18 protein-coding genes are annotated in these 16,677 nt (G+C 71.6%); 9 read left to right on the top strand and 9 right to left on the bottom strand.

Annotated features, from left to right (window positions below; translation table 11 throughout):
* Nucleotides 1-75: 75 nt before the first annotated feature.
* A complete protein-coding gene (locus AV521_RS02125) occupies nt 76-885 on the top strand; it encodes a phytanoyl-CoA dioxygenase family protein (protein WP_076082545.1) in 810 nt (269 codons plus the stop codon).
* Between the two features lie 21 nt (nt 886-906).
* Here the strand turns inward: AV521_RS02125 and AV521_RS02120 are convergent, their stop codons facing one another.
* Nucleotides 907-1,887 (bottom strand): aldo/keto reductase, encoded by a 981-nt coding sequence (locus tag AV521_RS02120; protein ID WP_076082543.1) that lies wholly within the window; start codon nt 1,885-1,887, stop codon nt 907-909.
* A 148-nt stretch (nt 1,888-2,035) separates the two neighbouring features.
* Here AV521_RS02120 and AV521_RS02115 point away from each other — a divergent pair, with 148 nt between their 5' ends.
* Nucleotides 2,036-2,905 carry an endo alpha-1,4 polygalactosaminidase gene (locus AV521_RS02115; protein WP_179022778.1) on the top strand — a complete coding sequence of 290 codons (870 nt, stop codon included), beginning with the start codon at nt 2,036-2,038 and terminating at the stop codon, nt 2,903-2,905.
* Between the two features lie 163 nt (nt 2,906-3,068).
* The gene (locus AV521_RS02110) at nt 3,069-3,920 is read left to right on the top strand and encodes a hypothetical protein (protein ID WP_076082539.1); all 852 of its coding nucleotides are present in this window, start codon (nt 3,069-3,071) and stop codon (nt 3,918-3,920) included.
* Here AV521_RS02110 and AV521_RS02105 read toward each other — a convergent pair.
* Both AV521_RS02105 and AV521_RS02100 read right to left on the bottom strand, forming a co-directional pair.
* A complete protein-coding gene (locus tag AV521_RS02105) occupies nt 3,917-4,441 on the bottom strand; it encodes a flavoprotein (protein ID WP_076082537.1) in 525 nt (174 codons plus the stop codon). The two genes, AV521_RS02110 and AV521_RS02105, sit on opposite strands and share 4 nt — an antisense overlap.
* Before the next feature lie 9 nt (nt 4,442-4,450).
* A complete protein-coding gene (locus AV521_RS02100; RefSeq protein ID WP_076082535.1) occupies nt 4,451-4,909 on the bottom strand; it encodes a nuclear transport factor 2 family protein in 459 nt (152 codons plus the stop codon).
* A 125-nt stretch (nt 4,910-5,034) separates the two neighbouring features.
* On the opposite strand from AV521_RS02100, the gene AV521_RS02095 reads away from it, so the two are divergent.
* On the top strand, nt 5,035-5,595 hold the full coding sequence (locus AV521_RS02095; protein WP_076083457.1) for a TetR/AcrR family transcriptional regulator: 561 nt from the start codon (nt 5,035-5,037) through the stop codon (nt 5,593-5,595).
* 305 nt (nt 5,596-5,900) lie between these two features.
* On the opposite strand, the gene AV521_RS02090 is transcribed toward AV521_RS02095, so the two are convergent.
* Nucleotides 5,901-6,101: a ferredoxin gene (locus tag AV521_RS02090; protein WP_076082534.1), complete on the bottom strand. Its 201-nt coding sequence runs from the start codon at nt 6,099-6,101 to the stop codon at nt 5,901-5,903.
* A gap of 12 nt (nt 6,102-6,113) precedes the next feature.
* The gene (locus AV521_RS02085; protein ID WP_076083454.1) at nt 6,114-7,343 is read right to left on the bottom strand and encodes a cytochrome P450; all 1,230 of its coding nucleotides are present in this window, start codon (nt 7,341-7,343) and stop codon (nt 6,114-6,116) included.
* A gap of 360 nt (nt 7,344-7,703) precedes the next feature.
* On the opposite strand from AV521_RS02085, the gene AV521_RS02080 reads away from it, so the two are divergent.
* Nucleotides 7,704-8,153 (top strand): nitroreductase family deazaflavin-dependent oxidoreductase, encoded by a 450-nt coding sequence (locus tag AV521_RS02080; RefSeq protein ID WP_076082532.1) that lies wholly within the window; start codon nt 7,704-7,706, stop codon nt 8,151-8,153.
* Between the two features lie 237 nt (nt 8,154-8,390).
* Here AV521_RS02080 and AV521_RS02075 read toward each other — a convergent pair whose 3' ends face one another.
* On the bottom strand, nt 8,391-8,855 hold the full coding sequence (locus AV521_RS02075) for a pyridoxamine 5'-phosphate oxidase family protein (protein ID WP_076082530.1): 465 nt from the start codon (nt 8,853-8,855) through the stop codon (nt 8,391-8,393).
* A gap of 44 nt (nt 8,856-8,899) precedes the next feature.
* Nucleotides 8,900-9,619, bottom strand: coding sequence for a TetR/AcrR family transcriptional regulator (locus AV521_RS02070; RefSeq protein WP_076082529.1), 720 nt, complete (start codon nt 9,617-9,619; stop codon nt 8,900-8,902).
* 124 nt (nt 9,620-9,743) lie between these two features.
* On the opposite strand from AV521_RS02070, the gene AV521_RS02065 reads away from it, so the two are divergent.
* Entirely contained in the window at nt 9,744-11,246 is a 1,503-nt protein-coding gene (locus tag AV521_RS02065; RefSeq protein WP_076082523.1) for an APC family permease, read from the top strand.
* 44 nt (nt 11,247-11,290) lie between these two features.
* Nucleotides 11,291-12,925, top strand: a complete 1,635-nt coding sequence (locus tag AV521_RS02060; RefSeq protein ID WP_076082522.1) for an amidohydrolase — start codon at nt 11,291-11,293, stop codon at nt 12,923-12,925.
* Between the two features lie 3 nt (nt 12,926-12,928).
* Here the strand turns inward: AV521_RS02060 and AV521_RS02055 are convergent, their stop codons facing one another.
* Nucleotides 12,929-13,897 carry a GlxA family transcriptional regulator gene (locus AV521_RS02055; RefSeq protein WP_076082521.1) on the bottom strand — a complete coding sequence of 323 codons (969 nt, stop codon included), beginning with the start codon at nt 13,895-13,897 and terminating at the stop codon, nt 12,929-12,931.
* A gap of 71 nt (nt 13,898-13,968) precedes the next feature.
* Between AV521_RS02055 and AV521_RS02050 the strand changes: the two genes are divergently transcribed.
* Together AV521_RS02050 and AV521_RS02045 are read left to right on the top strand one after the other, a co-directional pair.
* Nucleotides 13,969-14,919, top strand: a complete 951-nt coding sequence (locus tag AV521_RS02050) for an NADP-dependent oxidoreductase (RefSeq protein ID WP_179022776.1) — start codon at nt 13,969-13,971, stop codon at nt 14,917-14,919.
* A 143-nt stretch (nt 14,920-15,062) separates the two neighbouring features.
* Nucleotides 15,063-15,443 carry an anti-sigma factor antagonist gene (locus AV521_RS02045; protein WP_079249073.1) on the top strand — a complete coding sequence of 127 codons (381 nt, stop codon included), beginning with the start codon at nt 15,063-15,065 and terminating at the stop codon, nt 15,441-15,443.
* A gap of 16 nt (nt 15,444-15,459) precedes the next feature.
* Here AV521_RS02045 and tuf read toward each other — a convergent pair whose 3' ends face one another.
* Nucleotides 15,460-16,653 (bottom strand): elongation factor Tu, encoded by a 1,194-nt coding sequence (gene tuf, locus AV521_RS02040; RefSeq protein WP_076082518.1) that lies wholly within the window; start codon nt 16,651-16,653, stop codon nt 15,460-15,462.
* Nucleotides 16,654-16,677: the final 24 nt, after the last annotated feature.

The raw sequence follows: 16,677 nt of genomic DNA, 5'->3' as shown, positions 1-16,677 counted from the left end.
CCTAGCGTGGCAGGTGAGTGACCAACGGATCCCCAGTAGGCGAGCACCGGATCCCAGGAGCACAGGAGCGGACACATGACAGTCATGGACAACGACGCCGTCCTGCCCGAGGCGCTTAGGCAGCGGTTCGAGGAGGACGGCTTCATCGTCGTACGGGGGCTGTTCGGCCCGGCCGAGACCGAGCGGCTGTGCGCCGTGTTCGACGTGCTGCACGCGGCCGGTCCGGTGCCGGGGCACTTCGCGCCCCGCCCGGCCGATCCCGATCCGCTGCGCCGGTACCCCCGGGTGATGCAGCCGCATGAGTTCAGCTCCGTGGCACGGGAGTTCCTGCTGGACGCCCGGCTGCGGACGGTGCTGGAGGTGCTGTTCGGCGAGGAGGTGCTGGCCGCGCAGAGCATGTTCTACTTCAAGCCGCCGGGGGCGCGCGGGCAGGCGCTGCACCAGGACAACTTCTATCTGCGGGTCGAGCCGGGCACCTGTGTGGCGGCGTGGCTGGCCTGCGAGCCGATCGACCGGGACAACGGCGGTCTCGAGGTCGTCCCGGGTACCCATCGGATGGACCTCTTCTGCCCCGAACTCGCCGACGAGGAGCTGTCGTTCGCGCGCGAGTACGTTCCGCCTCCGGCCGGGCTGATCCCGACTCCGGTGGATCTGGCCCCGGGTGACGTGCTGTTCTTCAACGGCAGCCTGGTGCACGGCTCCGGGCCCAACCGCTCGGCCGACCGGTTCCGGCGCTCGTTCATCGGGCACTACGTGGGCCGTTCGGCCGAGCGGATCGGGGCGTACTACCGGACGTTGACCATGTCCGGCGAGCGGGTTCCGCTGCCGGAGAGCGAGGGCGCCGGTCCGTGCGGCACGGAGTTCACACCGCACGGACCTCATTGAGCCGGCCCCGCCTGGTGCCGCCTACCTGGCGCCACCGTGGCCGCTGATCGCGTGCGGGGTGTACGGCTGCTCCAGCTCCTCGATCTCCTGGTCGCTCAGTTCCAGTTCCGCCGCGGCCGCCGCGTCCTCGATGTGGTGCTGTTTGACCGCGCCGACGATCGGGGCCGCGACCGTGTCCTGGTGCAGCAGCCAGGCGAGGGCCACCTGGGCGCGGGGTACGCCCCGGTCGTTCGCGACGCGGGTGACGGCCTCGACGATCGGGCGGTCGCTCTCCAGGTACAGGCGGCTGCCGAAGTTGTCGCCCGCGCTGCGCTCGGTGACCGTGCCCCAGTCGCGGGTGAGCCGGCCGCGGGCGAGCGGGCTCCACGGCAGTACGCCGACGCCCTGGTCCGCGCAGAGGGGCAGCATCTCCCGCTCCTCCTCGCGGTAGAGCAGGTTGTAGTGGTTCTGCATGGACACGAACTTCGTCCAGCCGTGCCGCTCCGCCGTGTACTGCAGCTTGGAGAACTCCCACGCGTACATCGAACTGGCCCCGATGTAGCGGACCTTGCCCGCCTTGACCAGGTCGTGCAGCGCCTCCATCGTCTCCTCGACGGGGGTCGAGTGGTCGTAGCGGTGGATCTGGTAGAGGTCGACGTAATCGGTGCCGAGGCGGCGCAGGCTGTGGTCGATCTCCGTCATGATCGCCTTGCGGGACAGCCCGGCCCCGTTGGGACCTGACCGCATCCGGCCGTTCACCTTGGTGGCCAGCACGATCTCGTCGCGGTCCGCGAAGTCGCGCAGGACCTTGCCGACGATCTCCTCGCTGGTGCCGTCGGAGTAGATGTTGGCGGTGTCGAAGAAGTTGATGCCCGCCTCCAGCGCCTGCTGGATGAGCGGACGGGACGCCTCCTCGTCGAGTGTCCACTCGTGGACGCCGCGGTCCGGCAGGCCGTAGGTCATGCAGCCCAGACAGATCCGCGACACGTCCAGGCCCGTCGAACCGAGCTTCACGTACTGCATCGTTGCTGCTCCTGCCTTCGGGACGATGGTCACCGACGAGCCTACGGCGTGGCCCTGCGGCGACTTGACGACCGGACAGTCCGGGCGATTTGATCCTGACACGTGCCGCGCCACCGGGCGTGTGCAGGATGGAGCGGACGTGCCCCCCATGGGTGTTTCCCGCGCCGTGGGCTCCCGAAGGACCACAGGCGCCTTGGCAGCGGCCCTGATCGTCACGCTTTCGGCGCTGGCCGGCTGCGGCTCGGGCGGCTCCGGCTCGCCCGGCGATTCCGGTGGCAAGGAGGGGCGCGGCTCGTCGAAGCCCGCCGCGGTGCGGCTGCCCCCGCGGGGCGCCGGGTTCGACTACCAGATCGGCGGCGCCTATCCCCCGCCGAAGGGCGTCCGGATCGTCAGCCGCGACCGCTCCGACTCCCCCGCGCCCGGCCTGTACAACATCTGTTACGTCAACGCCTTCCAGGCCCAGCCCGAGGAGCGCTCCTCCTGGCCGGCCGACCTGCTGCTGCGCGACGCGCACGGCGAGGCCGTCATCGACGAGGACTGGAACGAGGCGCTGCTCGACATCGGCACCCCGGCCAAGCGGGAGCGGGTCGCGCAGCGCGTGAACCAGTGGATCGACGGCTGCGCGCACAAGGGCTTCGACGCCGTCGAGCCGGACAACTACGACAGCTACACCCGCTCCCACCACCTGCTCCGCGCGGCCGACGCGACCGCGTTCATGACCCTGCTGTCCCGGCACGCGCACGCCCGGCACCTGGCCATCGCGCAGAAGAACACCGCCGCGCTGGCCGGTGCGCGCGAGCGGGCCGGGCTGGACTTCGCGGTGACGGAGGAGTGCGGGCAGTACGACGAGTGCGGGGTGTACGCGAAGGCCTTCGACGACCGGGTCGTGGACATCGAGTACACCGACACCGGTCTGCGCTCGGCGCTCGCCCACTGGGGCGACCGGCTGAGCATCGTCCGCCGGGACCGCGACGTGTCCACACCGGGGAGCAAGGAGTATGTCCGCGAGGTGAGGTGACGCCCTGTCGGAAGGCCGGATGCGGGTACTGCCTTCGGGCGTTGTATTGCTGCCCCCAGGTGACATCTCCGGCGTGGGAGCCGACCGATCGTCATACTGTCTGCTCATCCTCGGCGGAGACGACCGGCATCCGGCCGGTCTCGGCCGCCCCGGAGGAAACGCGGTGCCGACTCGTCCCAACACCCTGAGAACCCTGGCCGGAGCGGCGCTGCTGCCGCTGGCCCTCGCCACCCCCGCCTGTGGACAATCCGCCGCCGCACCCGCGCCGGAGACCCCGGCCACGGTGTGCTCGCTCGCCGGCACGCTGCACGGTACGCACGGTGAGCAGGCCGATGTGAGCCTGTGCGCGGACACCGGATCCCCCAGATTCAACATCACGGCCCCGGCCACCTGCCGGATCGGCCGCACCCGGGTGCGCTACGCCTGCCGCACCGAGGGCACCTGGAAGGCCAGCCGGTCCGGCAAGTCGCTGGGCACCGGAAATCTGCCCGGCTCGGGCCTGTACCCGGGTCCGGGCACCTACGACCTCAGCGCGACCGTGCGCGTCCGGTCGACGCCCGCGGGTGTCGACCTGAAGGGCACGGTGCAGACCACCGTGTCGCTGACCGCGCCCAAGGCGAAGGTCACGCACGCCGTCACCGTCGACCGGTCCGTGCTGAGCCGCAATGCCACGACCACCGTGACCTACACGATCCGCCGGGACAGTGACGACGGCGACGGCGACGCGCGCCTGGGCATGATCGGCGAGGCGGGCACCGGCCTGCGGATCACCACGGCCGACAAGCGCTGTGTCAACCCGCTGGTGGGCCGCTACCCGTCGAAGACCCGGCTGGCGCACTCCATCGACTGCACGGTGACCGAACTGCAGCCCGGCCACCCGGAGAAGCTCAAGATCCAGTACACCGTGGGGGCGAAGTGCTCCACGGTGGTGTCGAAGCTCGGCTACTGGGTGCCGAAGGGACAGGACATGTTCACCGGGAACATGCTGGCGGGGCCGACGCTGACCTGCCACTAGAGCAGGTCCAGCGCCCGCTCCCAGGTGAAGTCCGGCCGTCCGCCGTCCGGCCGGGCTTCACCGGTGTACGCGGCGCCGAAGCGGACGCCCATCCCGCGCAGCCGAGCCAGGCTGTCCCGGTAGGCGGGGTGGGCGGCCAGCGTGTCGGCGACACAGGGCAGGACGGCGATCGGTACGCCCATGCCCACGGCCTCGCACAGGGTGCCGAGGGCGAGGGTGTCGGCGATGCCGGCCGCCCACTTGTTGACGGTGTTGAAGGTGGCGGGTGCCACCACGACGGCGTCCGGCGGCGGGAAGGGGCGCGGGTCGGCCGGTGTGCGCCAGGCCGACCGGACGGGACGGCCCGTCTGTGCCTCCACGGCCGCGGCGTCGAAGAAGCCGCCCATGGCGACCGGTGTCGCGATGACGCCGACCTGCCAGTTCCGTTCCTGGGCGGCGCTGATCAGCTTGCTGACGCCCGCGGCGATCCCGGCCGCGCACACGACGACGTAGAGGAAGGGCCGCTCGGCCTGTTCGGTCATCCGGGCACCCTACTGAAGCGGGGAGTACACCCCTCGCTCGGCCTCGGGCCGGGGTCCGTGGATACGGCGCTGCTCCTCCTCGATGGGGACGTCGTTGATGCTGGCCTCGCGCCGGGTCATGAGGCCGTGGTCGTCGAACTCCCACAGTTCGTTGCCGTAGGAGCGCGACCACTGGCCGGCCGAGTCCCGGCACTCGTACTGGAAGCGGACGGCGATGCGGTTCCCGTCGAAGCCCCACAGGTCCTTGCGCAGCGCGTACTCCAGCTCGCGCTGCCACTTGGCGGTGAGGAACGCGACGATCTCGGCGCGGCCGGTGACGAAGGTGTCGCGGTTGCGCCAGACCGAGTCCTCGGAGTAGGCGAGCGCCACCTTGTGCGGGTCGCGGGTGTTCCAGGCGTCCTCGGCGGCCTGGACCTTCTGAAGAGCGGTCTCGCGGGTGAACGGCGGCAGGGGCGGGCGGCCGGACATGGTCTCCTCCTGGGTTCGTACGACAGTGGAGAACGAGCGTTCTCCAGATGGCTGCTACCATAGGAGAACGCTCGTTCTCTCGTCAAGGGGCGTCACGGACCGATCGAGGAGTGATGGTGTCGCCGATGGACAGCACGGCCGCCCGGGACAGGGCGCTCGACGCCGCCGAGGAACTGTTCTACGCCCGCGGTGTGCAGTGCGTGGGCATGGACGAACTGCGCGGCGCGTCAGGCGTCTCGCTCAAGCGCCTCTATCAGCTCTTCCCAGCCAAGGAGCAGCTCGTCGCGGCCTATCTGGCACGGCGGGACGAGCGCTGGCGCGGGCGCCTCGCCGACCACGTGGCACGGCAGCGGGATGCGCGCGAGCGGATCCCGGCCGTGTTCGACTGGCTGGAGGAGTGGTTCGGCGAGATCGGCTTCCGCGGCTGCGGCTGGATCAACGTCCATGGCGAGCTGGGCGCCACGTCGGACCTGGTGGCCGAGCAGGTGCGCGCCCACAAGGAGGCGTTCCGGGACTATCTCGCCTCGCTGGTCGCCGACGCCGGGCTGCCCGCCGCGCTCACCGGCCCCCTGTTCCTGCTCGCCGAGGGGGCCATGGTGACGGCGGGCATCACCGGGACCACCCGGCCGGCGGCCGAGGCCCGCGAGGCGGCGCGGACCCTGGTGGCAGCCGCCGGCCGGGGTTAGGGCCTGTCCGGCGAATCCTGCCGCAGACGCGGGGCTTGGCACGCCCGTCCGAGGCGTTGTCGTCACTCGCCGACGTTCCCCCACGCTCGAACGAACTCGCGCGGGGGACCCCCATCGTCGACTCCCTCCTCCGCCTTGCAGCCGCACGCACCAAGCCCCGCTCACGTGCGTTGACAAGGCGCCGCCGCTTTCCTCCGGCCTGATCCGCCGGGCAGGCCCTGGACCCCGCTTCTCGGATCCTGCCGGGGCGCGGGCCGGGGGGCGCCGCCGCGCGGAGCCCTCTGACCCGAGTGCGAGGCCCCGGCTCAGTCGGCCGGCTCCGACAGACTGATCGCGCTCACCGGGCAGGCGCGGACCGCCTCCCGGACCATCGGGTCGCCGGCGCCGTCCTCGCGTCCTGGCAGCAGGGTGCTGAAGCCGTCGTCGTCCTGGGTGAAGACGCCCGGCGCGGCCAGCGCGCACTGGCCCGCGCCGATACAGACGTCCTTGTCGATGTCGATGTGCATGAGCAGAGCCTCTTACCAGGTCACGGGGAGTTCCAGCATCCCCTGGATCGTGTCGCCACGCTTGAAGCGGACCTCGTCGGCGGGGACAGCCAGCCGCAGGCCCGGCAGCCGGGCCAGCAGGGTGCCGAGGGCGATCTCCAGCTCCGCGCGGGCCAGGTTCTGCCCGAGGCACTGGTGGATCCCGAAGCCGAACGCCACGTGGTGGCGGGCGGAGCGATGGAAGTCCAGGACGTCGGGGTCCTCGTACCGGGCCGGATCGCGGTTGATCACCGACGTCGAGAAGAGCACGCCGTCGCCGGCCCGGATCGTGGTGCCGTCGACATCGATGTCCTCCAGCGCCACCCGCTGCAGCCCCTCCGCGATGGACAGCATCCGCATCAGCTCCTCGACCGCCTCGGGCAGCAGCCCCGGGTCGGCGCGCAACTCGGCCAGCCGGCCGGGGTGCTGGAGCAGGGTGTAGGTGCCGAGGGAGATCATGTTGGCGGTCGTCTCATGGCCCGCGACCAGCAGGATGACGGCCAGCGACACGAGTTCGGCGCGGCCCAGGTCGCCGTCGCGCAGCCGGCCGTGGACGAGTTCGTCGAGAATGCCGCCGCCCGGTTCGGCCTGCTGCGCCTTGTCGTCGATCAGCCCTCCGAGGTAGTGCTCCAGCCGGTCGCGGGCTCCCATGGAGTCGGCCGCCGTGGGGCCGCGCAGCAGCCGGCGGGACTGTTCCTCGAAGAACTCGTGGTCGGCGTACGGCACTCCGAGCAGGCCGCAGATCACCATCGACGGCACGGGCAGGGCGAAGGCGGAGACCAGCTCGGCGGGCGGCCCCTGGGCGATCATCGCTTCCAGCAGCCCGTCCACGGTCCGCTGGATCCACGGCCGCAGCTCGGTGGCGCGTTTGACGGTGAACGACGGGATCATGATCCGCCGTTGCCGGTTGTGTTCGGGATCGTCCACCCCGATCAGGGCCACCCGGCGGTCGCGGACGCCGGCGAAGCGCTCGCTGGGGATGGGGAAGCCGGGATGGGTGCGGTTGCTGGACAGGCGGGGGTCGGAGAGCAGGGCGCGGGCGGTGGCGTGTGCGGTGACGGCCCAGACCTCACGGCCGTCGAACAGGGTGACGCGGGACAGGGGGCGCCCGTCGCGCAGCGGCTCGTATCCGGTGGGCGGGTGGTAGGGACAGGTGCGGTCCTGCGGGAAGGCGACGGGGTCGGCCTCGGCGGCCGGGCCGGTGATGTCCGTCAGTTCCGTCATGGAAAGACCTCGCAGACGAAAGAAGTGCGTCGTGCCGATCTTCATTTGATGCCTCAGGCACCTATAGGTCGACGCCAAGTTCGGCCACTTCGGTGAACCGGGTGATCTGACCGAAGACGAGGGGTCGGAGGGACGGATTCCGGCCGACCTGCGGCACGCGTCCACGGTTCACGGTACCCGGCTCACGTCGGACGGGGCCAAGGGACGGGCCACCGTGCCGAGGGCACCGCGGGGGCGCGATTGTCCCGAAAGCCATCACCCCATCGGCCCGGCTGATCCGCGGTATGGATGATTTGCCGAGCGGCCGGTGTTGAATTTCGGTGGCGGAAAGCCGTTGGACCGACGAAGGGGACGGATCCCATGCCTCTTGAGGGCGAGTACGAGCCCAGCCCGACGCAGTGGGTGCGCGAGCAGGTCGAGTTGTACGAGAGCTCCGGCGGGACGAAGGGCACGACACTCCTGGACACCGGGATGCCGGTCGTCGTGCTGACCACGCGGGGCGCGAAGAGCGGCAAGATCCGCAAGACGCCGTTGATGCGGGTGGAGCACGACGGGACGTACGCGGTGGTCGCCTCCCAGGGCGGCGCGCCCAAGCACCCGGTGTGGTACTTCAACGTCACCTCCGATCCGCATGTCGAGTTGCAGGACGGGCCGGTCAAGCGGGCCCTGAGGGCCCGTGAGGTCACCGGCGAGGAGAAGGCCCGCTGGTGGGAGCGGGCCGTCGCCGCGTATCCGCCGTACGCCGACTATCAGAAGAAGACCTCGCGGGAGATCCCGGTCTTCGTGCTGGAGCCCTTCGCCGGGAGCTGATTCGGGCCGGACACCGGCGGGATTCAGAAAAATCCACGCCGGGCAGGTGTGAACCCGTCCCGGGGCGGGCACGCGTGCCACAGGCCCCGCCGCGTTCCCCCGTCGCGGCGGGGCCCTTCGCTGTCTCGAACAGGGTCGGCTCCGCGGCTGGAAACGACCGCGGAACGGGCGGCCGCACAGCCGAATCCGGTCGGCGAGCACCCTCGACTTCGACCACGTCCGCTGTGGCCGTGCCCCTTACGGAACGCTCACCCATTCTCCGTCGCGCATCAGCTCCCGGCCCTTCAGTTCGTTCTCCTCGCGCCAGGCCTGGACGCGTTGCGGGAGGATCCTGAAGTACAGGTAGCGGGTGGCGAGTTGGCGGGGGTCGAAGCCGGTCTGGCCGGCGAAGACCTCGGCGTCCTCCTCGGGGAGGTCCTCCGGGGTCACCGCCTGGACGGTGCCGTCGATCAGGACGACGTCCCGGGTCGGGCCGAGGCCGAGACGGGCCCGGCCGGTGGCCACGAGGTTGCGGCCGGTGGTGCTCTCGGCCGGGGTGGCGATCAGCAGGGTGGCTCCGTCCCACACGAAGGACAGCGGCACGAGATAGGGGGCACCGCCGTCGGGGCCCGCGGTGGCGACCCAGAGGTCGACGTCGTGCTCCAGCCGGTGCAGGGTGTCCTTCGTGCGCTCCGCGGTGGTGCGGGCGGGCGGTGGGGTCATGGCGTACGGCCTCCTCGGGATACGGATCCCGTCCAGTGTGGCCGTCAGGCCCGGATCCGCGCGCGCAGGTGATCGAGGCGTGTCCGGGCGGCCGCCAGGAGCAGTTCGAGCGCGGCCGGGTAGGAGCTGGAGCGCATGGTGGCGACGAGGTGGGGGGCGGTGGCCGCGATGTGCGGGTGGGTGTCGGCGGGCAGCCGACCGTAGGTGCTCCGCCACACCTCCGCCTCCGCCTCGCGCGCCGGCTTCGGCAGGGCGGTGCCCGCGGAGTCCAGGGCGCCGAAGGCGAGGGACTGGTCGACGAACGCGTGATAGATCCGCACCGCCTCCGGGTCCGGGAACCCGGCCCGGCGCAGCACGCCGAGGATGCTCTCCACGGCCTGGATCTCATGGGTGCGCCCGGTGACGCGGTGGGCGCTGAGCATCGCCGCCCGGGGGTGCGCGAGGGCGCCGGCGTGCATGCGCAGGCCGAGTTCACGCAGGTCGGCCAACCAGTCGCCGGTCGGCCGCCAGGCCTTGAGGGTACGGCCGATCAGCTCGTCGGCGATGGCCAGCATCAGGTCGTCGGTGTGCCGGAAGTACCGGTACAGGGAGCTGGGATCGGCGCCGAGGGCCCGGCCGAGGCGGCGCACGGAGAGCGCGTCGGCGCCGTGCTCCTCGATCAGCCGCAGCGCGGTGGCGACGATCAGCTCCTCGGACAGCACGACGCCCTGTTTGGTGGGGCGACGGCGCTGCCGGGCGGCCGGCGGGACGACACGGTCGGGCATGGGACCTCCCTCGTTCGTGCCCGGCACCTTATGACAACATTGTTGACCTGTTAAGTGCCCCGGCAGTTTCATGTCCGGTCACCGGGGCCGACCGGGGCCCCCGCGGTGCGAGCGGAGAACCGGCATGAGTGACAGACCCTTCGGAGTGGATCCCCCCGCGCGGCCCGAGCTGCGCCAATCCCTCGGCCTCGTGGACGGCGTCGCCGTCGCCGCCTCCAGTACGGCCGCCACGACCAGCATCGGCATCGGTCTCGGAGTGACCGCGGGGGTGGTCGGCCCGCATCTGCCGGCCATCATGCTGCTGGCCTTCCTGCCCGTCCTCGGGATCGCCGGGGCCTTCGCACGGCTGAACCGGGTGGAGCCGAACGCGGGCAACGGCTATGTGTGGGTGGGCCGTTCGCTCAGCCCGTGGCTCGGTTTCATGGTCGGCTGGGTGAACTTCGTGGCGAGCGTGGCGTTCCTCGCGTACACCACGGCGGTCACCGGATCGGCGCTGCTGCAACTGGCCGGGGAGGCGGGCCTGCACCGGATCGGCTCGCTGGGCCTCGATCCGGGCTCGACCGCGCAGACCACGGCGGTGGGGATCGTCGTCCTGGTCGCCGTCACGCTGACCGCCGTGACCGGTGTCCGCACGGCGGCCCGGCTGCAGACCGGGCTGCTGGTCTTCGAGTACGTCGTGCTGCTCGGGTTCTGCGGCTACGGCATCGTCACCGGCCCGCACTCCTTCAGCCTGTCCTGGTTCGACCCGTTCGCGATCCCCTCGGCGACCGCGGTGGCGCAGGGGCTGCTGCTGTCGGTGTTCTGTTACTGGGGTTTCGAGGCCGCGTTCACCGTGAACGAGGAGGTGCGCGACCCGCGGGACGCCTCCCGGGCCGGGATCATCACGCTGGTGACGATGCTCGGGCTGTTCCTGCTCGGCTCGGTCGCCTTCCAACGGGTGCTTTCCCCGCAGGAGTTGGCCGGTCATGGGGCCCAGGGGCTCGCGTACTACGGGGACCGGCTGGCGTCCCAGCCGCTCGCCGCGCTGCCGTTGGTCGCCCTGATGTTCTCGGCGGTGGCCTCGCTGCAGGCCGGCGTCATCCCGACGGCCCGCGGGATGTTCGCGATGAGCCGGGACCGCACCCTCGGACCGGTGTGGTCCAAGGTCAGCGCCCGGTACGGGACTCCGGCGGCCGGGACGCTGCTGATCGGGGCGCTGGCCGTCGTGGTGGCGGCGGGTGCGCTGGTGATCCCGCGCCTGGCCGACATGATCAACGCGACCGTGAACGCGATCGGTGTCGTCGTCGCCCTGTCCTACGCGCTCACCGCGCTGGCGGCCGCCGTACGCTTCCGCGCCCTGCTGCGGGAGGACTGGCGGCAGGGCGTGCGGGCGGTGCTGCTGCCCACGCTCAGCGCGCTGGCCCTGCTGGGCCTCGGCGGCTACCTCGGCTGGTCCTTCTACGACTCCGCCGACCACCTCGAACTCCGCGCGGACAACGGCTGGTTCCTGCTGCTCATGCCGGTCGCCATGATCGTCTCCGGGTTCGCGGTCGCCGCCTGGGCCAAGTGGGTGCGCCGATCGCCGTACTTCCGCACCGGCGCGGGGACCGACGCCGACTCCCCCGAGCTGCTCACCACCTCCAGCTGACCACCGGGCCGATCACCATCGGCCGAACCACCAGGAAAGGCATCATGCACGCTGATCTGCTGTTCACCGGCGGCCCCGTCCTCACCCCCGGGGGACCCGAGGGCCGTACCGCGACCGCCGTCGCCGTCACCGGCGGCCGTATCACCGCCGTCGGCGGCGACGAGCTGCACGACCTGGCCGGGCCGGGCACGGAGGTGGTCGATCTCGCGGGCCGGCTGCTGCTGCCCGGCTTCCAGGACGCGCACGTCCATCCGGTGCCGGCGGGGCTGGAGCTGGCCCAGTGCGATCTGTCCGGTACGACGACGGCCGAGGAGAGCGTGGCCACCGTACGGGCGTACGCCGACGCCCATCCGGAGCGGGAGTGGATCCTGGGCGGCGGCTGGTCGATGGAGGCGTTCGCGGGCGGGACGCCGGCCAAGGAGCTGCTGGACGCGGTCGTACCGGACCGGCCGGTGTATCTGCCGAACCGGGACCATCACGGCGCCTGGGTCAACAGCCGGGCGCTGCGGCTGGCGGGCATCGACCGGGACACCCCCGACCCGGCCGACGGGCGGATCGAGCGCGACGCCTCCGGGGAGCCCAGCGGCACGCTCCAGGAGGGTGCGATGCAGCTGGTCGGCCGGCTCACCCCGCCCGCCACACCGGCCGACCGGCTGGCCGCGCTGCTGCACGCCCAGCGGCATCTGCACTCGCTCGGCATCACCGCCTGGCAGGACGCGCTGGTCGGTGACTTCCTCGGCATGGACGACCCCGCCGAGGCGTATCTCGCGGCGGCGCGGGAGGGTTCGCTGACCGCGCGGGTGGTGGGCGCGCTGTGGTGGGACCGGGAGCGCGGCGCCGAGCAGATCCCCGAACTCGTGGAGAAGCGGGCGGCGTTGCGCCAGGGCCGGTTCCGGGCGGGCACGGTGAAGCTGATGCTGGACGGGGTCGCCGAGAACGGCACGGCGGCGCTGCTCGACCCCTACCTGGACCGGTGCGGGTGCGCGACCGCCAACCGCGGCAAGAGCTTCATCGAGCCTTCCCGACTACCCAAGTACGTCACCGAGTTGGATGCGCTCGGCTTCCAGTGCCACTTCCACGCGCTGGGCGACCGTGCCGTACGCGATGCGCTGGACGCGGTCGAAGCGGCCCGTGCCGCGAACGGGCCGAGCGACACCCGGCCGCATCTCGCGCATCTGCAGGTCGTGCACCCGGACGACGTGCCCCGGTTCGCGGGGCTCGGCGCGACCGCGAACATCCAGCCGCTGTGGGCCGCCCACGAGCCGCAGATGGACGAGCTGACGATCCCCTTCCTCGGGCCCGAACGGGCCGCCTGGCAGTACCCGTTCGGCGCGCTGCTGCGCTCGGGGGCGCGGCTCGCGGCGGGCAGTGACTGGCCGGTGAGCAGCCCCGATCCGCTCCAGGGCGTCCATGTCGCGGTCAACCGGATCGAGCCGGGCGGCACCGGACCGGTGTTCCTGCCCGAGGAGCGGCTCGGCCTCACGGACGCGCTGACGGCCTACACGGCCGGCTCGGCGTACGTGAACCATCTGGACGACACCGGCCGGGTGGCCGTCGGGGCGCTCGCCGATCTGGTGGTCCTGGACCGCGATCCGTTCGCCGGGCCGCCACAGGAGATCGCGGAGACGGGCGCGGCCCTCACCTATGTGGGCGGGGAGCGGGTGTACGGCGCCGAATGACCTTCAGCGGGTCTGCTGGAAGGTCCGCCGGTACGCCTGCGGGGACACCCCGATCGCCGCGTGCAGGTGCTGGCGCAGCGAGGCGCCGGTGGCGAAGCCGACCTCGGCGGCGATCCGGTCCACCGGCAGGTCGCTGGACTCCAGCAGATGCCGGGCGCGGGTGACGCGCTGCTGGATCAGCCAGCGGCCGGGGCTGAGGCCGACCTCGTCGCCGAAGCGGCGGGCGAAGGTGCGCAGGCTCATCCGGGCGTGGCCGGCGAGATCGGTGAGGGTGAGCGGCTCTTCGAGGCGCTCCAGGGCCCAGGCACGGGTCGCCGCCGTGCTCGCCGCGCCGCTTTCGGGGACCGGCTGCTCGATGTACTGGGCCTGGCCGCCGTCCCGGAACGGCGGGACGACACAGCGGCGGGCGACGGCGTTGGCCAGCTCGCTGCCGTGGTCGGCACGGACGATGTGCAGGCAGATATCGACGCCGGAGGCGGCCCCGGCCGAGGTGAGCATGCGGCCGTCGGCGACGAAGAGGACGTCCGGATCGAGGTCGACCCGCGGGAAGCGGCGGCGGAACGCATCGGCCACCTGCCAGTGCGTGGTCGCCCGGCGGCCGTCGAGCAGGCCGGCCTCGGCGAGCACGAAGGCGGCCGTGCAGATCGAGACGATCCGTGCGTCCGGGCGGATCCGGGCGAGGGCCGCGGTGACCTCGTCCGGCAGCTCCGTGGGGATGTACGCGGGCGGCATCGAGGTGACCACGACCGTGTCGGCCGTGTCTAGGATCTCGGGGCCGTGTGCGACACCGATCGTGAAGTCGGCGCTGGTGCGCACCGGGCGGCCGTCGACCGTGCAGGTCAGGACCTCGTAGTGGCCGTCGGCGGCGCCGAGGATCCGGCTGGGGATGCCCAGCTCGAAGGGGTAGACGCCGTCCAGGGCCAGGACGACCACCCGCTCGGGGCGCCGGGTGTGCAGCGGGACATCGGTCATGGCACGATCCTATCGAAGCTTGGCATTCATGCCATTTCCCGGACGGCCGGCGCCCGGCAGGCTGGGTGACCATGAGCGATGCGAACACGATGCGAGCCATCAGCCAGGACGTCCTCGGCGGTCCCGAGGCCCTGAGGGAAGTGCAGGTGGAGCGGCCGAAGCCGGGCCCGAACCAGGTGCTGGTGCGGGTGCGGGCCGCCGGGGTCAACCCCACCGACTGGAAGCACCGGGCCACCGGCGGCTTCCTCGGCCGGCCGCCGTTCGTCCTCGGCTGGGACGTCTCCGGGGAGGTCGTGGAGACCGGGATCGGCGTGGCCGCCTTCACGCCCGGCGACGAGGTCTTCGGCATGCTGCCCTACCCCTACGGCCATGGCTCGCACGCCGATTACGCGATCGCGCCGGTCCGTGCCCTCACGCACAAGCCGGCCTCGGTCGACCACACCCAGGCCGGCGCGCTGCCGCTGGTGTCCCTGACCGCCTGGCAGGCGCTGACCGAGCACGCGGACCTGCGGCCCGGGCAGCGGGTGCTGATCCACGCGGCGGCCGGCGGCGTCGGGCACGTGGCCGTGCAGATCGCCAAGGCGCGCGGCGCGTATGTGATCGGTACGGCGAGCGCGGGCAAGCACGACTTCCTGCGCGAGATCGGCGTGGACGAGGCGGTCGACTACCGGACGACCGAGGTCACGGAGGCGGTGCGGGACGTCGACGTGGTCCTGGACACGCTCGGCGGGGACACCTCGGTGGCGTCGCTGAAGGTGCTGCGGCCGGGCGGTGTCGTGGTGTCGATCCTGCCCGGGGGCTCGCAGGAGTTCTACGACGAGGCCGAGCGGCTCGGCGTACGGGCCGTGCGCATGCTGGTGGACGCCGACCGGGCCGGAATGGAGGCGATCGCGGAGCTGGCCGGGTCCGGGAAACTGAAGGCCACGATCGCCGGGACGTTCCCGCTGGCGGATGCGGCGAAGGCGCACGAAGCGGGCGACACCGGACGGACGACCGGGAAGCTGGTCCTTCTGGTCGACTGACTGGTCAACTCGGCACGATTGCCGGGCGGCAAGCGCCAAACTCGCAGACATATGTCAACCGAACATGCTCAAATTCCTTCCATCGAGGGTAACTTGACGATCGGGAGACCGACGTCCGGGCGCGGGTGGGAGGTGATGCCGTCGTGCGAGACGAGCCTGCACCGCTCCCCCGTCACCTCCGTGTGTACGAGCACCGGGCGCACACGGTCCTGGAGTTGCGGGGCGAGATCGATCTGCTGTCGGCGACGGAGATCGGCCCGTCGCTGGACCAGATCACCGGCCGGCCCGGTGCCCGGGTCGTCATCGATCTGCGGCCGGTGGAGTTCTTCGACTGCTCGGGGCTGCGGCTGCTGTACCGGGCCCGCGCCCGGGTGCTGGGCGGCGGCGGACAGCTGCACCTGGTGTGCACGCACCCGCTGACGCTGCGCGTCTTCCGCGTCACCGGTCTGTCCCGGCTGCTGCCCCCGCATCCCACACTGGACGCGGCCCTGGCCCGGTCCGGGGCCGCGTCCGGCTCGCTGTGAGCCCGGCTCCGGCCGGCTACCGGACGATCCGGGTGACCTGCCCGGCGCCGACCGTGCGGCCGCCCTCGCGGATGGCGAACTTCAGGCCCTCCTCCATCGCGATCGGCTGGATGAGGGTGACGTGCATGGTCGTGTTGTCCCCCGGCATGACCATGTCGGTGCCCCGGGGCAGGGTCACCACGCCGGTCACATCGGTGGTGCGGAAGTAGAACTGGGGGCGGTAGTTCTCGAAGAACGGGGTGTGCCGGCCGCCCTCGTCCTTGGACAGGATGTACGCGCGCGCCTCGAACTCCGTGTGCGGGGTGACCGTTCCGGGTGCGATGACGACCTGGCCGCGCTCGACCTCGTCCCGTTTCACCCCGCGCAGCAGCAGCCCGACGTTCTCGCCGGCCCGGCCCTCGTCGAGCAGCTTGCGGAACATCTCGATGCCGGTGACCGTGGTCCGGGTCTTCCCCTCGTGGACGCCGATGATCTCGACCTCGCCGTGCACCCGGAGGATGCCGCGCTCGATCCGGCCGGTGACCACGGTGCCCCGGCCGGTGATGGTGAAGACGTCCTCGACCGGCATCAGGAACGGCTTGTCCACCTCCCGCTGCGGTTCGGGCACGAACCGGTCGACGGCGTCGAGCAGTTCGAGCACCGAGGCGGTCCAGCGCGGGTCACCCTCCAGGGCCTTGAGCGCGGAGACCTGTACGACGGGGACGGCGTCGCCGGGGAAGTCGTACTCGGTGAGCAGTTCGCGCACCTCCAGCTCGACCAGTTCCAGGATCTCCTCGTCGTCCACCATGTCGGTCTTGTTCAGGGCGACGACGATGGAGGGCACCCCGACCTGGCGGGCCAGCAGGACGTGTTCCTTGGTCTGCGGCATGGGTCCGTCGGTGGCGGCGACGACGAGGATGGCGCCGTCCATCTGGGCGGCACCGGTGATCATGTTCTTGATGTAGTCGGCGTGGCCCGGGCAGTCGACATGCGCGTAGTGCCGGTGCTCGGTCTGGTACTCGACATGGGCGATGGAGATGGTGATGCCCCGCTGGCGCTCCTCGGGCGCCCTGTCGATCTGGTCGAACGGCGTGAACGGGTTCAGCGCGGGGTGCTTGTCGTGCAGCACCTTGGTGATGGCCGCCGTCAGGGTGGTCTTGCCATGGTCGATATGACCGATGGTGCCGATGTTCACATGCGGTTTGGTCCGCTCGAACTTCGCCTTCGCCACTGCCGGCCCTCCAGGTAGGGGTGG

Source organism: Streptomyces sp. IMTB 2501, from assembly GCF_001953885.1.
Taxonomy (GTDB): Bacteria; Actinomycetota; Actinomycetes; order Streptomycetales; family Streptomycetaceae; genus Streptomyces.
The sequence above is the reverse complement of the archived record's forward strand: the minus strand, read 5'-3'. Positions and strand labels throughout refer to the sequence as shown.

Coding starts and splice junctions, on each gene's coding strand:
- AV521_RS02125 (WP_076082545.1), top strand. CDS start 76: ATGACAGTCATGGACAACGACGCCGTCCTGCCCGAGGCGCTTAGGCAG.
- AV521_RS02120 (WP_076082543.1), bottom strand. CDS start 1,887: ATGCAGTACGTGAAGCTCGGTTCGACGGGCCTGGACGTGTCGCGGATC.
- AV521_RS02115 (WP_179022778.1), top strand. CDS start 2,036: ATGGGTGTTTCCCGCGCCGTGGGCTCCCGAAGGACCACAGGCGCCTTG.
- AV521_RS02105 (WP_076082537.1), bottom strand. CDS start 4,441: ATGACCGAACAGGCCGAGCGGCCCTTCCTCTACGTCGTCGTGTGCGCG.
- AV521_RS02100 (WP_076082535.1), bottom strand. CDS start 4,909: ATGTCCGGCCGCCCGCCCCTGCCGCCGTTCACCCGCGAGACCGCTCTT.
- AV521_RS02095 (WP_076083457.1), top strand. CDS start 5,035: ATGGACAGCACGGCCGCCCGGGACAGGGCGCTCGACGCCGCCGAGGAA.
- AV521_RS02090 (WP_076082534.1), bottom strand. CDS start 6,101: ATGCACATCGACATCGACAAGGACGTCTGTATCGGCGCGGGCCAGTGC.
- AV521_RS02085 (WP_076083454.1), bottom strand. CDS start 7,343: ATGACGGAACTGACGGACATCACCGGCCCGGCCGCCGAGGCCGACCCC.
- AV521_RS02080 (WP_076082532.1), top strand. CDS start 7,704: ATGCCTCTTGAGGGCGAGTACGAGCCCAGCCCGACGCAGTGGGTGCGC.
- AV521_RS02075 (WP_076082530.1), bottom strand. CDS start 8,855: ATGACCCCACCGCCCGCCCGCACCACCGCGGAGCGCACGAAGGACACC.
- AV521_RS02070 (WP_076082529.1), bottom strand. CDS start 9,619: ATGCCCGACCGTGTCGTCCCGCCGGCCGCCCGGCAGCGCCGTCGCCCC.
- AV521_RS02065 (WP_076082523.1), top strand. CDS start 9,744: ATGAGTGACAGACCCTTCGGAGTGGATCCCCCCGCGCGGCCCGAGCTG.
- AV521_RS02060 (WP_076082522.1), top strand. CDS start 11,291: ATGCACGCTGATCTGCTGTTCACCGGCGGCCCCGTCCTCACCCCCGGG.
- AV521_RS02055 (WP_076082521.1), bottom strand. CDS start 13,897: ATGACCGATGTCCCGCTGCACACCCGGCGCCCCGAGCGGGTGGTCGTC.
- AV521_RS02050 (WP_179022776.1), top strand. CDS start 13,969: ATGAGCGATGCGAACACGATGCGAGCCATCAGCCAGGACGTCCTCGGC.